Raw genomic sequence first — 14,011 nt, 5'->3', positions numbered from 1 at the left:
TCGCCCCAAGGAGGCAGTATGGCAATCACAATCCGTTCGTCTTTCACCGTCGATGCACCGCCCTCGGACGTCTGGAAGACCATGATCGACATCGAGCGGTCCGCACCGTGTTTTCCGGGCGCGGAACTCAAGGAACAGCAGCCCGACGGCAGCTACAAGGGCGGCTTCACCGTCAAGCTGGGCCCGCTCACGCTGAAGTTCGCGGGCAAATTCAAGATTGCTGAACAGAACGACGCCGAGCGCACGGTCGTCGTGTCCGCGAGCGGCACCGACACCAAAGGCCGTGGCGGCGCCGATGCGCAGATCAACGCAGTGGTGACCGACGCGGGCGGTGGCAAGACCACGGTCGACGTCGTTTCGGACGTGAACCTGTCGGGCACGGTCGCGCAGTACGGACGCGGTGCCGGGATGATCGAGGCGCTCTCGCAGCAAATGCTGAACCAGTTCGCAAAGAATTTGGCTGCACTCATGGAAGCGGACGCGGCACACGCCGCCCAAGCCGCTCCGGCCGCCGAGCCGAACCTCGCTAGTGAGCAGGGCGCGTCGAACACGGCCGCTGAACCAGATGCGCCGACGCCGGCCACCGAAGCGCGCCGCCCGCCGCCCGCCGCGGCACCGGTTGCGCCGCTCGACGCCGGCGCACTCGTGCGCAAGGCGATGTGGCAGTCGATCCGGAACTTCTTCGCGCGCCTCTTCGGGGTCAAGCAGCATCACTGACGAAGCCATCGCCGCACTATCGGAGCACGCATGAAACCCAGTGAATTCCAGTACCACGCGCCGACCACCGTCGACGAAGCCGCGCAGTTGCTCGGCACGCTCGAGGATGCGCGAGTGCTCGCCGGCGGCCAGTCGCTGATGCCGATGATGAACTTCCGGTATCTGATGACAAGTCACCTGATCGACCTGAACGGCGTCGAGGCGCTCACCCGCATCGAAGAGCGCAACGGCCGCCTTCACATCGGCGCAATGGCGCGGCAACGCGACATCGAACTGTCGCCGCTCGTCACGAAACGTGCGCCGCTGATCCGCGAGGCGTACCAGCTCGTGAGCCACAAGCAGATCCGCAACCGCGGCACGCTTGGCGGCAGCCTGTGCCAGCTCGATCCGTCGTCGGAGCAGCCGTGCTTCACCGCCGCGCTCGACGGCGTGCTGACGATCGCTCGCTACGAAGACGGCGCAGTCGCGACCCGCGAGCTGCCGATGTCCGAGTGGGCGCTGATGTATATGACGCCCGCGCTCGAAGAAGGCGACCTGCTCGCCGGCATCTCGCTCGACATCTGGCCCGAAGGCCATGGCTACGCATTCGAAGAGTTCGCACGGCGCCATGGCGATTACGCGATCGTCGGCGTCGCGGCGCTCTGCACCGCCGATGCGCAAGGGCACCTCGACCGCATTTCGCTGACGATCTGCGGCGTGGCCCCCGGCCCCGTGCGGATGCACGACGTCGAGACCGCCCTGCGCGGCCGCCCGATGGACGACAGCGCGCTGCGCATCGCGAGCGACGCCGCGCGCGCGCTCGACGTGATGACCGACGCGCACGTGAGTACGGACTACCGCCAGCATCTCGCCGGCGTCCTGACCGAAAGAGCGCTGAAGACAGCGTTCTCGCGCGTCGCAAGACAATCCTAGAGTGACAAAGGAGATAGACATGGAGACTCATACCGTCAGAGTCGTCGTCAACGGCACCGCTTATGAGCGCGAGGTCGAATCGCGTCGCATGCTCGGAGACTTCCTGCGTCACGACCTCGATCTCACCGGCACGCACTACGGTTGCGAGCACGGCGTATGCGGTGCCTGCACCGTCTTGATCGAAGGCCGCACCGCGCGCGCCTGCCTGACGCTCGCCGCCCAGGTGAACGGCCGCTCGCTGACCACCGTCGAAGGGCTTGCCCACGCGGACGGCACGCTCAACGAGTTGCAAAAGGCCTTTACCGAAACGCACGCGCTGCAATGCGGCTTCTGTACGCCCGGCATGCTGATGACGCTGACCGAACTGTTGAACGAAACGGATTCGCCGACCGAAGCCGAGATCCGCGAAGCGATCACGGGCAATCTGTGCCGCTGCACGGGCTACCAGCCGATCGTGGCCGCGGCCCTGCTCGCCGCGCAACGCATCCGCGATCAGCGTGCCGCCGCCCCGGCCGCGCACGCCACGGAGTAACACGATGGAAATTTCCGATCTGAAAGCTACCCCCACCGACCAGCGCTACATCGGCAAGCGCGTCACGCGCACCGAGGACAAGAAGCTGCTGCAAGGCCAGGGTTCCTACGTGGACGACCTGCACTTGCCGAACATGCTGCAGGCCGCGGTGCTGCGCAGCCCGCACGCGCACGCGAAGATCATCTCGATCGACTGCACGGCCGCCCGCGAACTCAAGGGCGTGCACGCCGTCTACACGCACGCGGACCTGAGCGGTCGCGCACGCGGCCGCGCGCCGTCGATGCTGCCGAACCCGGCGATCCGCTTCGAGCGCACCCAGGAACTGCTCGTCTCTACGGAAGTCACGTTCGCGGGCGAAGCGGTGGCGTTCGTCGTCGCGGACAACCGCTATATCGCGGAAGACGCGTGCGGTCTGATCGAGATCGAGTACGAGACGCTGCCCGCCGTCGCCGACTGTCGAGACGGCCTGCGTCCCGAGTCGCCCCTTTGCCACACCGACGCGAAAGACAACGTCGTCGCGCACATCGAAATGGGTTTCGGCGACATCGACGCAGCCTTCAACGAAGCGCCGCACATCGTCGAGGAAACGTACTGGCAGAACCGCGGCTCCGCACATCCGATGGAGACGCGCGGTTATCTCGCCGAATATCATTCCACCAACGGCGAGTTGACCGTCTGGTCGTCGGGTCAGGCGCCACACCACGAGAAAAAGAATCTCGTCGAGCTACTCGAGTGGGATGCCGAGAAGCTGCGTGTGCTGATGAACGACGTCGGCGGCGGCTTCGGTCCGAAACTGCCGTTCTATCCGGAAGAGGCGCTTGTCTCGATCGCGGCGATCGCGCTCAAGCGTCCCGTCAAATGGATCGAGGACCGGCGCGAGCACTTCCTCGCGGTCACGCAGGAGCGCGACCAGTGGTGGACCGTGCGGATGGCGCTCGGAAACGACGGCAAAATCCGCGGCGTCAAGCTGGAGATGGTGCACGACAACGGCGCGTTCCTGCCGTGGGGCATCATCACGCCGTACATCTCGATCACGACGACACCCGGCCCGTATGTGATCCCCGCGATGGGCGCAAAGCTCGACGTCGTCTACACGAACAAGTGCGCAACCTCGCCGGTGCGCGGCGCAGGCCGTCCTCAGGCAGTGTTCGCCATGGAGCGGATTCTCGACAAGGCCGCGCGCGCACTCGGCATGGACCGCGCAGAGTTACGCTGGCGCAATCTGATCCAGCCGGAGCAGATGCCGTATGACGCGGGTTTCATCTACCGCGACGGCAGCCCGCTGCGCTATGACAGCGGCGATTATCCGGCCTGCCAGAAAGCGGCACTGGAGCGCGCCAACTACGCGGGTTTCGCCACACGCAAGGCTGACGCGCGCCGTGAGGGCCGCTTCGTCGGCATCGGCATGGCGAGCTTCGTCGAAGGCACCGGCATGGGCCCGTTCGAGGGCGCGACGGTGCGCGTGCAGGCGAACGGCCGTATCGCCGTGATCACCGGTGCATCGCCGCAAGGCCAGGGCCACAAGACGACCTTCGCGCAGATTTGCGCCGAACAGCTGAACGTACCGCTCGAAACGATCGACGTCATTACCGGCGACACGGGCGGCATCTCGATGGGTGTCGGCACGTTCGCGAGCCGCGTCACGGTCAATGCCGGCAACTCGGTCTATATCGCCGCCCAGGCCGTGGGCGAGAAGATGCTCACGCTCGCCGCCCACCTGTGGAAGTGCGAACCCGCCGAGCTTCTGCTCGTCGAGGGTCATGTGGCGCGCCGCTCGGGCATCGAACACCGCACGAGCTACGGCCAGCTCGCGAAGATCTCGCAGGGCATGCCGGGCTTCACGATGCCCAAGGGCCTCACCGCCGGCCTCGAGGAGACGAAATACTTCTCCCCCGCGCAGTCGACGTATTGCAACGGCACAGCCGTCGTGGAACTCGAAGTCGATCGCGAGACCGGCCACATCACGATTCTCAATTATGTGATGGCGCACGACTCGGGCAAGCTCATCAATCCGATGATCGTCGACGGCCAGGTGATCGGCTCGGTGGCGCACGGCATCGGCAACGCGACGCTCGAATGGATGCAGTACGACGAGAACGCGCAGCCGACCACGACGAACTTCGGCGAGTACCTGCTGCCGATGGCGACCGACGTGCCAAACATCGACATCGTGCACCTCGAAACGCCCTCGCCGCTGAATCCGCTCGGCGTCAAGGGCGCGGGCGAAGGCGGCACGATTCCGGCCGCGGCGGCAATCGTCGGGGCGATCGAGGACGCGCTCTCGGAATACGGCGTCGAATTCACCGAAGCGCCGCTCGTACCGCAGCGGGTTTTCCAGAAACTCAAGGAGGCCGGCGCCTACGCGCGCTGACCTGCGCGGGCGCTCGCTCGTCGCGGGCGCTCATCCCCTGTTTTCATTGTTTGGACCTCTTCTCCATGACGACCGAATTCATCGCAGCGCTCCACGATTCCGAATACCGGATCACCCTTAGCCAGCCGGACCTGGGCAACACGCTGACGCTCGACGCAATGCGCGCGCTCGCCGCCGAGATCCGCAAGGCCGGCCGCGACAGCGCCGTGAAGATCATCCGCATCCGCGCGTCCGGTCCCGCGTTCTGCCGCGGCCGCGCGGTCAGCGCGCCGCCGGCCACGCCGCCGACGTCCGCGCAGTTCCGCCGCAACGTGGCCGATCCGATTCTCGACGTCTACCGCGCGATGCACGAAAGCGAAGTGCCGCTGCTCGCCGAAGTGCAAGGCGATGCGGAAGGATTTGGCTGTGCGCTCGTCACCGCGTGCGACATGGCCGTCGCCTCGGACAGCGCGCGCTTCAGCTTGCCCGAACTGCAGAAAAACCTGCCGCCGACGCTCGTGCTGTCCGTGCTGCGCCACAAGGTGCCGCCGAAGGCGTCCGCGCACATGGTCTACCTGACCGAGACCATCGACGCGGCGAATGCGCGCGAGTGGGGCATCGTCGCCGAAGTCGTGGCGGGCGCGAGCCTGAGCGAGCGAGCGGACGCGATGGTCGCCTCGATCTGCACGCGTGACCGGATCGCCATCGCGACGCTGAAGACGTACTTCCGCGAGATCACGATTCCCGACTTCTCGCTCGCGAGCGAAGTGGCGGGAGCGTCGCTCGCCAACGCAATGACGTCGATGCGCCGCTGATACACCACCGACGTGTCGTCGCATTGCACGCGCGCGGCACGTGTGAGACGGATCGAACACGCAATACCTCGCCCGCTTCGGGCAGCACTTCAAGCAATAAGGACGCCGCGCAACGCGGCGCTTCACGGGACATCTAGCCATGGCTGATCAAGACACCACTTCCACGTCTTCCGCGCAAGCCGGGTACGCGGACCTGCACGAACACATCGCGCGCCTCGAAGCGGCGGGCTTGCTGTACCGGATCGACGAGCCGGTCAATAAGGACACCGAGATGCATCCGCTCGTGCGCTGGCAGTTCCGCGGCGGCATTCCGGAAGCCGATCGCAAGGCATTCCTCTTTACTAATATCGTCGATAGCAAGGGCCGCAAGTACGACATTCCGGTCATCGTCGGCGGCATCGCCGCGAATCCGGAGATCTACCGGATCGGCATGAACGTGCCGTCGCTCGACGACATCGGCGACGCGTGGAACCGTGCGATCGATAATCCGGTGCCCCCTGTCGTCGTTGAAAGCGGCCCCGTGCATGACATCGTGATCGAAGGTAAGGACCTCGAAGGTCCGGGCAACGGCCTCGAATCGCTGCCGCTGCCGATCTCGACGCCGGGCTTCGATGCCGCGCCGTACATGACGATGACCGGTGTGATCTCGCGCGATCCGGAAACCGGCGTGCAGAACATGGGCACCTATCGCGGCCACCTGAAGTCGGCCACGCGGCTCGGCATGATGATGCTCGTGAACCTGCGCGCGGGCGGCCTCGACCATTGGCGCAAGTACGCAGCGAAGGGCGAGAAGATGCCGGTCGCCATCGTGCTCGGCGCGCCGCCCCTCGTCGCGTTCCAGGGCCCGCAGAAACTGCGCCCGAACGTCGATGAACTGAGTGTCGCCGGCGGCCTCGCCGGTGCGCCGATCCGCGTCGTCAAGGGCCGCACCGTCGATCTGCTGGTGCCGGCCGAGGCGGAAGTCGTCGTCGAGGGTTACGTCGATCCGCAGTATCTCGAACCGGAAGGTCCGTTCGGCGAAAGCCACGGTTACGTCGCGCTCGAAGACTACAACCTCTCCATCGAAGTCACGGCGATCACGCGCCGCAAGGACGCAGTACTGACATCGATCATCTCGCAGGTCACGCCGTCCGAATCGAGCGTCATCAAACGTCTCGCCTACGAGCCCATGTTCCTGCGCCACTTGCGCGACCATCTGGGCATTCGCGGCATCCGCAAGGTGTCGCTGCACGAGCCGCTCACGAATTTGCGGCGCTTCGTATTCCTGCAGTTCGAGCGCGGCGCGAAACGCACCGAGGTTTGGCGCGCGCTGTACGGCACGATGTCGCTGCAGGCCGCGATCGGCAAGTTCGTGATCGCGATCGACGACGACATCGATCCCGACAACGCGGACGCCGTGTTCTGGGCGATGGGCTATCGCTGCAATCCGGTCGAGGATGTGAAGCTGATCCCGTACCGCGAGCCGGGCCACGGTCCGCGCTCGGACCACGCAACCGGCCTCGATTCGGCCATGCTGATCGACGCGACGATGAAAACGCCCATGCCGCCGCTCGCGCTGCCGAAGAAGGAATACATGGAGAACGCGAAGGTGCTGTGGGAACGTCTCGGCCTGCCGAAGCTGAAGCCGGAGTCGCCGTGGTACGGCTACTCGCTCGGCGACTGGACCGAGGAATGGGATCGCAACGCCGAGCAGGCGACGCGCGGCGAATGGATGCAGCGCGACGCGTCCTACCAGACGCGCCGCCGCAGCGGCGTCGAACCGAATTCGCCGGTACGCGGCGTCGAGGGCGATCGTGGCGATGAATAACGGTACTCCGGAGCGGATCGTCGTCGGCATCACCGGCGCATCCGGCGTGATCTACGGGATTCGCGCGCTCGAACTTCTCGCCGAGGCGGGCGTCGAGACGCATCTCGTGATCAGCAAGGCCGCCGAGTTGACGATGACCTACGAAACCGACATCCGCGCCGCCGACCTGCGCGCGCGCGCGTCGCACTGGTATTCGCCCGGCGACATCGGCGCGGCGATTTCCTCGGGCTCGTTCAAGACGAAGGGCATGCTGATCGTCCCGTGCTCGGTGCGCTCGATGAGCGAGATCGCCACCGGCATCACGAGCTCGCTGGTCAGCCGTGCCGCCGACGTCGTGTTGAAGGAGCGCCGGCGTCTCGTGCTCGGTGTGCGCGAGACGCCGTTGCACGGCGGACACCTGCGCACGCTCGTGCAGCTCTCGGACATGGGCGCGGTCATCGCGCCGATCGTCCCGGCGTTCTACTCGAAACCGCAAACGATCGACGACATCGTCAATCACACGGTCGGCCGCATGCTCGATCTGTTCGACATCGATACCGGCGTGGTCAAGCGCTGGAAAGAGCAGCCATAAGCCTGGTCATGCGGCAGTAACGCAGACGCCGCCCCGCTTTCATCAACATCACAGGACCGCCGCGCCGCGTGCGTCGGCGGGCCGCCCTTTGCGACGATCATGACTGAATCCAATCCGCTTTCCCGGCTCGCCGACCCGAGCCTGTTGCGCACGCTCGCCTACATCGACGGCGCCTGGTGTGGTGCCGACGATGCCCGCACATTCGCCGTCAATGATCCCGCCACCGGCGAGAAGATCGCCGACGTGCCACTGATGACCGGCGTCGAAACACGCCGCGCGATCGAAACCGGCGAACGCGCGCAGCGCGGCTGGCGCGCGCTCACCGCGGCGCAGCGCGCGGCGGTCCTGAAGCGCTGGCACGCGCTGATGATCGCGAACACGGACGACCTCGCGATCATCATGTCGGCCGAGCAAGGCAAGCCGCTCGCGGAAGCGAAAGGCGAGATCGGTTACGCGGCGTCGTTCATCGAATGGTTCGCCGAGCAGGCCAAACGGATCGACGGCGACGTGCTCGCCTCGCCGGCCGCCGACAAGCGGATGCTGGTGACGAAGGAGCCGATCGGCGTCTGCGCCGCGATCACGCCGTGGAACTTCCCGGCTGCGATGATCACCCGCAAGGTCGCGCCCGCGCTCGCCGCCGGCTGCGCGATGATCGTGAAGCCGGCCGAAGCCACGCCGCTCTCGGCGCTCGCGCTGGCCGAACTCGCGCATCGTGCGGGCGTACCGTCCGGCGTGTTCAGCGTGGTCGTCGGCGATCCGCGCGCGATCGGCGCGGAGATGACCGCCAACCCGATCGTGCGCAAGCTCTCGTTCACGGGCTCGACGCCAGTGGGCCGACTGCTGATGAGCCAGTGCGCGCCGACGGTCAAGAAGCTTTCGCTCGAACTGGGCGGCAACGCGCCGTTCATCGTGTTCGACGACGCCGATCTCGACGCGGCGGTCGAAGGCGCGCTCGCCTCGAAGTATCGGAACGCCGGGCAAACCTGCGTGTGCACGAACCGCTTCTACGTGCAGGACAGCGTGTACGACGCGTTCGCCGAAAAATTCGCGGCGGCAGTCGCGCGTATCAAGGTCGGCAACGGTTTCGAGAGCGGCGTCACGCAGGGCCCACTCATCAATGAGGCTGCCGTCGAGAAGGTCGAAGCGCACATCGCCGACGCGGTGTCGCACGGCGCACGCGTGCTCGCCGGCGGCAAGCGCCTTGCGCCCGGCACACTTTTCTTCGAGCCGACCGTGGTCGAGGGCGTCACCGCGTCGATGCGCTTCGCCACCGAGGAAACCTTTGGCCCGGTCGCCCCGCTGTTCCGCTTCCACGACGAGCACGAGGCCGTCGCGGCGGCGAACGCCACCGAGTTCGGTCTCGCCGCCTACTTCTACAGCCGCGACATCGGCCGGGTCTGGCGAGTGGCCGAGGCGCTCGAATACGGCATGGTCGGCATCAACACCGGCCTGATCTCGAACGAAGTCGCGCCGTTCGGCGGCGTCAAGCAATCCGGCTTGGGCCGCGAAGGCTCGAAATACGGCATCGAGGAATATCTCGAGATCAAGTACCTGTGCATGGGTGGTCTCTGAGCGATGCCGCTTCGGCGCCAGTTGCCGGCCCGAATTCGTCAGGCCAGAACCAACGCCCAGCAGTCGTTCGACAGCAGTCCAGACGCCGCCTGGGCGCCATGCGTCAGTGGGTAAAGCCGCGTTGACACCCTCAACATCGGCATGCAATCATACAATCATGCAAACTTACCCACCCATTGGGTTTCATATCAAGGAGACAGAATGTCATCATCGCCTCACGATCTTTCGCAAACGGCCGCCGCCGGCGGAGCCCCGCGCGACCTGCAGGAACATATCGCCCGGCTGGAGGCCAAGGGGCTGCTGACCCGCATCGAGCGGCCGATCAACAAGGACACGGAGCTGCACCCGCTCGCGCGCTGGCAGTTCCAGGGCGGGCTGCACGAAGATCAGCGCCGCGCTTTCCTGTTCACCAATGTGGTGGACGGCGACGGCCAGACTTATGACATCCCGGTGCTGATCGGCGGGCTTGCCGCCTCGCCCGAGATTTACGCCACCGGCCTCGGCCTGCCGGTCGAGCAGATCGGCAAGGCCTGGACGGAGGCGATCGCCGAGCCGGTTGCCCCCGTCACGGTGACGCAGGCGCCCTGCCAGGAGGTGGTGATCAGCGGCGATGCGCTGAAGGAGAAAGGCCTGTCGCGCCTGCCCGTGCCGGTTTCCACGCCCGGCTTCGACGCGGCGCCTTACCTGACCGCGACGCTTTGCGTGACCAAAGATCCCGAGAGCGGCGTTCAGAACATGGGCACTTACCGCGCCGCGCTGAAGTCGGAGAACCGGCTGGGTGTGCGCATGGCGAGCCGCCTGTCAGGAGCCGGCGGTTATCTCCATTGGGAGAAATATCGGGCCAAGGGCCAGCAGATGCCGTGTGCCATCGTGCTAGGCTGCGCGCCCGCCGTGCTGTTCACCGGGCCGCAGAAGCTCCAGATCGACCAGGACGAGATGGCCGTCGCCGGCGGCCTGATGCGCGCGCCGGTCGAAGTGGTGCGCTGCAAGACCATCGATCTCGTCGTTCCCGCCGATGCCGAAATCGTGATCGAAGGCCTGATCGACACCGATGCGTTGGAGCCCGAAGGCCCGTTCGGCGAAAGCCACGGCCACATCGCGCTCGAAGACTACAACATGTCCATGCACGTCACCGCGATCACGATGAAGAAGAAGCCCGTCTTCGTCTCGATCATCAGCCAGGTCACGCCCAGCGAAAGCTCCGTGCTGAAGAAAGTGGCCTACGAGCCCTTGTACCTCGAGCATCTGCGCAAGGTGATGGGCGTGCGCGGCATCGAGCGGGTGGTGATGCACGAGCCGCTGACCAACCTGCGCAAGGTGATCTTCCTGCAGTTTGCGCGCGGCACGCAGCAGGCGGAAGTCTGGCGCGGCCTGCAAGGGGCCGCGACGCTCCAGGCGCAGTGCGGCAAGCTGGTCATCGCCGTCTCCGAGGATATCAACCCGGAAAACGCCGATGCGATCTTCTGGTCGTTGGCCTATCGCGCCGACTTCACCCACGACCTGCACGTGACGCCCTATCGCGCCAGCGGCCATGGCCCCAAGTCCGGTCGCGCGCCGCTCGAAAGCACCCTGCTGATCGACGCGACGCTGAAGCACGCCATGCCGCCGCTGGCCCTGCCGAAGGAGCCATACATGAGCGCGGCACGCAAGATCTGGGAAGAGCTGGAACTCCCCGCCCTCACGCCGCAGCCGCCATGGCACGGCTATCACCTGGGCGACTGGGACAAACGCTGGGATGAGTATGCAGAGGCGGCGACCTCCGGCGGCTGGCGCGAGACGGGCGAGCGCACCTGGGCCAACCGGCGTGGCGGCGTAAAGCCGGAAACACCGGTGCGCGAGGCTTCGGGCGGCCACAGCGAGTGAGCTCCAACGCGCCAGCCGAATGTAAACAACCCCTGGAGCAGAGGCATCCGGAGACCGCCATGACTCAAAAGAATACCGTCGATATCGCCCACGTCGTCGAGACGCAGGAGCGCAGCTGGTTCACCGTGACCCTCTTCGTTCTGTGCGCCCTCGTCATGCTGGCGGACGGCTTCGACAATCAGGCTTTGAATTACGCCGCCCCCGGCATCATCAAGGAGTGGGGCATCAACCGGGCCCTGATGACGCCCGTGTTCAACGTGAGCATCATCGGCTGGATGGCCGGTTCGGTCGTCTTTGCCATGCTGGCCGACCGCATCGGCCGGCGGCGCGCGATCCTGCTGGCCACCACGCTGTTCGGCGGCTTCACTTTCGCCGTGCCGTTCGCCCACAATCTGGTCGAACTGTCGATCCTGCGCTTTTGCGCCGCGCTCGGCATCGGCGGCGGCATGCCGATGGCGGTGTCGCTGATCACGGACTATGCCCGCTCGGGTAAGCGGGGGCTGATCATTACCCTCCTCTATCTCGGTTACACCGCCGGCTCGTCCGGCGGCGGTCTTCTCGCGGCGGAGATCATCCCGGCCCATGGCTGGCGCTCGGTCTTCTATGTCGGGGGCGCCGGCGCCGTGGTGGTGGGCATCGTCCTGTTCGCCGGCCTGCCTGAATCCATCCGCTACCTGGCCCTGCGCAACCCCACCAGCCAGCGCATCCTGGCCTATGCCCGCAAGCTGAAACCCAGCGCGCAATTCGCGGACGACACGCGCTTCACCATCCAGGAGCAGGCACGCACGGGCGTGCCGGTAAGGCACCTCTTCACTGAGGGTCGTTCGGCCATGACCGGCTTCCTGTGGCTGGCGCTCGGCTTTTCCTTCGTCACCCACTTCTTCCTGTCGCAGTGGATGACGACGTTGCTGACCGATGAAATCGGCTTCGCCAATGCGGCCCGCAGCCAGGCCCTGTTCCAGCTTGGTGCCGGCTTCAGCTGGTTCTTCGGCTGGATGATCGACAGAAAGGGCGTATCGGTGATGACGCTCACGATGATCCTCGGCGCTATTCCCGTGGCGGCCCTCGGGCTGGCCGTCGGAATGGGTGCCGGTACCGGCGCCGGTCTCACCATGGCGATGGCGCTGGTCTCGGGTCTGCTGGTGCTGGGTGGGAATATCGGCCTCAATGCCATTTCGAGCATGATCTATCCGACCTTCATCCGGTCGACCGCGACCGGCGCCTCCTTCGCGGTGGCGCGCATCGGCGCCATCGTCGGCCCGCTGCTCGCCGGTGTCCTGATCGCCGTCGGAACGCCGATCGGAACGATCTTTCTTCTCGGTGCGCTGCCGATGCTGGCGGCCGGTGTCGCCTGCTTCATGCTCAACAGGACCATCACGCCAGAAGCCGCGCGAGAAATGTCCTTGCGCTCGGCGCTGTCGCGGCACTAGCGAGTGTCTTCCGAAGCGTTGTCATACGGCGCCGGTGCGGGACCGGCGGCTCCAACAGGTAATTATCTTCATGGATAGCGTCAATCTCGAAGTGCTGAAGGCGAGCGTTCGCTGGATCGAAAGCGGCCGTCGCGTGCTGCTTGTCACCGTAGTCAAGACGTGGGGCTCGTCGCCGCGGCCCGAAGGCGCGATGCTGGCAATCTGCGAAGACGGCTCGGTGGTCGGCTCGGTATCCGGCGGCTGCATCGAGGACGACCTGATTGACCGCGTGCGCCGGCTCGGCATCGAGCAGACGGTCCCGCAAGCGCTGAAGTACGGCATCTCCGCGGACGAGGCGCATCGCTTCGGATTGCCGTGCGGCGGCACGATCGAGCTGGTGCTCGAACCGCTGACGTGTGCGAGCGGCATCGACGATTTGTATCGCCGGGCAGCCGCCGGGGAACTCGTCGCGCGCTCGCTCGACATGGCAAGCGGCGCGGCGAGGCTCATGCCGGCGCACTCGACCGACGGCACCGATTTCGACGGGCACCGGCTGCTGACCATTCACGGTCCGCGTTACCGGATGCTCGTGATCGGTGCTGGTCAGCTCTCGAACTATCTTTGCCAGATCGCACTCGGCCTCGACTATCAGGTGACCGTGTGCGATCCGCGAGAGGAGTACACCGACGGCTGGCACGTACCGGGCACGACGCTCGTGCGTTCGATGCCGGACGACACCGTGCTCGACATGAAGCTCGATGAGCGCTGCGCGGTCATTGCGCTCACGCACGACCCGAAGCTCGACGACCTCGCGTTGATGGAGGCGATCAGAACGCCCGCATTCTACGTAGGCGCGCTGGGCTCGCGCCGCAACAATGCCGCAAGACGCGAGCGGCTCGAAACCCATTTCGATCTCAACAAACATGAACTTGCCCGCTTGCGCGGGCCCGTTGGCATTTATATCGGCAGCCGTACGCCGCCGGAAATCGCGGTGTCGATCCTCGCCGAAATTACAGCGGTCAAGAACGGTGTGGCATTACCCGGCGAATTTCGGGTCGAAGAAGCGAAAACCACGCTGGAAATCGCGGTGAATGAACAGACGAACTGCGCCGTAGCGGAGCGTCATTCATTCACGTAGATAGTGGCCAGTTATTCCGACTCCATTCATAGCCATCACCGCCTCACTGGGCGAATTCTGCAATCGACTACCTGACTGACTTCAAGACCGTCCAGCCCGACTCGATGTGCTTGCGCATTGCGAGCATGGTGGCGGTGACGTCTCCTGATGCATGCGCCTGCAGAATCTCATCATGCTCCCTGGCCGCATCCTGAGCGCGGTTCCCGGCGGCGTTGATAATATCGAACGGATAACGTGCCCACAGAATCTGCGTGAAATGCAAAGTCTGCGGCGAGCCCGGTTTCTCCCCTGCCGTGTTCGGCGCCGGCGCGGGCATCTTCTTTCT

At 65.5% G+C, this 14,011-nt stretch carries 12 protein-coding genes; 11 read left to right on the top strand and 1 reads right to left on the bottom strand.

Annotated elements, in window-relative coordinates; translation table 11 throughout:
* Positions 1 to 18 precede the first annotated feature (18 nt).
* The 11 genes from PQQ53_RS06730 to PQQ53_RS06680 all read left to right on the top strand — a co-directional run bounded on the left by PQQ53_RS06730 (position 19) and on the right by PQQ53_RS06680 (position 13,686).
* Complete coding sequence (locus PQQ53_RS06730; protein WP_408156879.1) at positions 19 to 717, top strand: SRPBCC family protein; 699 nt, start codon at positions 19 to 21, stop codon at positions 715 to 717.
* Between the two features lie 30 nt (positions 718 to 747).
* Complete coding sequence (locus PQQ53_RS06725; protein WP_408138650.1) at positions 748 to 1,629, top strand: FAD binding domain-containing protein; 882 nt, start codon at positions 748 to 750, stop codon at positions 1,627 to 1,629.
* Between the two features lie 19 nt (positions 1,630 to 1,648).
* Complete coding sequence (locus PQQ53_RS06720) at positions 1,649 to 2,161, top strand: (2Fe-2S)-binding protein (protein ID WP_408138652.1); 513 nt, start codon at positions 1,649 to 1,651, stop codon at positions 2,159 to 2,161.
* Positions 2,162 to 2,165: 4 nt separating this feature from the next.
* A complete protein-coding gene (locus PQQ53_RS06715) occupies positions 2,166 to 4,532 on the top strand; it encodes a xanthine dehydrogenase family protein molybdopterin-binding subunit (protein ID WP_408323509.1) in 2,367 nt (788 codons plus the stop codon).
* Between the two features lie 65 nt (positions 4,533 to 4,597).
* A complete protein-coding gene (locus PQQ53_RS06710) occupies positions 4,598 to 5,326 on the top strand; it encodes an enoyl-CoA hydratase/isomerase family protein (protein WP_408138654.1) in 729 nt (242 codons plus the stop codon).
* A gap of 139 nt (positions 5,327 to 5,465) precedes the next feature.
* A complete protein-coding gene (locus PQQ53_RS06705; protein WP_408156885.1) occupies positions 5,466 to 7,133 on the top strand; it encodes a UbiD family decarboxylase in 1,668 nt (555 codons plus the stop codon).
* Entirely contained in the window at positions 7,120 to 7,704 is a 585-nt protein-coding gene (locus PQQ53_RS06700; protein WP_408323508.1) for a UbiX family flavin prenyltransferase, read from the top strand. The genes PQQ53_RS06705 and PQQ53_RS06700 overlap by 14 nt, the downstream gene beginning before the upstream one ends.
* 99 nt (positions 7,705 to 7,803) lie before the next feature.
* Positions 7,804 to 9,276 carry an NAD-dependent succinate-semialdehyde dehydrogenase gene (locus tag PQQ53_RS06695; RefSeq protein WP_408323507.1) on the top strand — a complete coding sequence of 491 codons (1,473 nt, stop codon included), beginning with the start codon at positions 7,804 to 7,806 and terminating at the stop codon, positions 9,274 to 9,276.
* 201 nt (positions 9,277 to 9,477) lie between these two features.
* On the top strand, positions 9,478 to 11,139 hold the full coding sequence (locus PQQ53_RS06690; RefSeq protein WP_408323506.1) for a UbiD family decarboxylase: 1,662 nt from the start codon (positions 9,478 to 9,480) through the stop codon (positions 11,137 to 11,139).
* A 59-nt stretch (positions 11,140 to 11,198) separates the two neighbouring features.
* The gene (locus PQQ53_RS06685; RefSeq protein WP_408156893.1) at positions 11,199 to 12,569 is read left to right on the top strand and encodes an MFS transporter; all 1,371 of its coding nucleotides are present in this window, start codon (positions 11,199 to 11,201) and stop codon (positions 12,567 to 12,569) included.
* Positions 12,570 to 12,639: 70 nt separating this feature from the next.
* A complete protein-coding gene (locus PQQ53_RS06680; RefSeq protein ID WP_408323505.1) occupies positions 12,640 to 13,686 on the top strand; it encodes an XdhC family protein in 1,047 nt (348 codons plus the stop codon).
* A gap of 67 nt (positions 13,687 to 13,753) precedes the next feature.
* Here PQQ53_RS06680 and PQQ53_RS06675 read toward each other — a convergent pair whose 3' ends face one another.
* Positions 13,754 to 14,002 carry an FCD domain-containing protein gene (locus tag PQQ53_RS06675; RefSeq protein WP_408138668.1) on the bottom strand — a complete coding sequence of 83 codons (249 nt, stop codon included), beginning with the start codon at positions 14,000 to 14,002 and terminating at the stop codon, positions 13,754 to 13,756.
* Positions 14,003 to 14,011 lie beyond the last annotated feature (9 nt).

It is taken from the genome of Paraburkholderia strydomiana (assembly GCF_046030495.1).
Classification (GTDB): domain Bacteria; phylum Pseudomonadota; class Gammaproteobacteria; order Burkholderiales; family Burkholderiaceae; genus Paraburkholderia; species Paraburkholderia strydomiana_A.
The sequence above is the reverse complement of the archived record's forward strand: the minus strand, read 5'-3'. Positions and strand labels throughout refer to the sequence as shown.

Bases quoted from the DNA above. Each gene is read 5' to 3' on its own strand.
- PQQ53_RS06730 (WP_408156879.1), top strand. From the start codon at position 19: ATGGCAATCACAATCCGTTCGTCTTTCACCGTCGATGCACCGCCCTCG.
- PQQ53_RS06725 (WP_408138650.1), top strand. From the start codon at position 748: ATGAAACCCAGTGAATTCCAGTACCACGCGCCGACCACCGTCGACGAA.
- PQQ53_RS06720 (WP_408138652.1), top strand. From the start codon at position 1,649: ATGGAGACTCATACCGTCAGAGTCGTCGTCAACGGCACCGCTTATGAG.
- PQQ53_RS06715 (WP_408323509.1), top strand. From the start codon at position 2,166: ATGGAAATTTCCGATCTGAAAGCTACCCCCACCGACCAGCGCTACATC.
- PQQ53_RS06710 (WP_408138654.1), top strand. From the start codon at position 4,598: ATGACGACCGAATTCATCGCAGCGCTCCACGATTCCGAATACCGGATC.
- PQQ53_RS06705 (WP_408156885.1), top strand. From the start codon at position 5,466: ATGGCTGATCAAGACACCACTTCCACGTCTTCCGCGCAAGCCGGGTAC.
- PQQ53_RS06695 (WP_408323507.1), top strand. From the start codon at position 7,804: ATGACTGAATCCAATCCGCTTTCCCGGCTCGCCGACCCGAGCCTGTTG.
- PQQ53_RS06690 (WP_408323506.1), top strand. From the start codon at position 9,478: ATGTCATCATCGCCTCACGATCTTTCGCAAACGGCCGCCGCCGGCGGA.
- PQQ53_RS06685 (WP_408156893.1), top strand. From the start codon at position 11,199: ATGACTCAAAAGAATACCGTCGATATCGCCCACGTCGTCGAGACGCAG.
- PQQ53_RS06680 (WP_408323505.1), top strand. From the start codon at position 12,640: ATGGATAGCGTCAATCTCGAAGTGCTGAAGGCGAGCGTTCGCTGGATC.
- PQQ53_RS06675 (WP_408138668.1), bottom strand. From the start codon at position 14,002: ATGCCCGCGCCGGCGCCGAACACGGCAGGGGAGAAACCGGGCTCGCCG.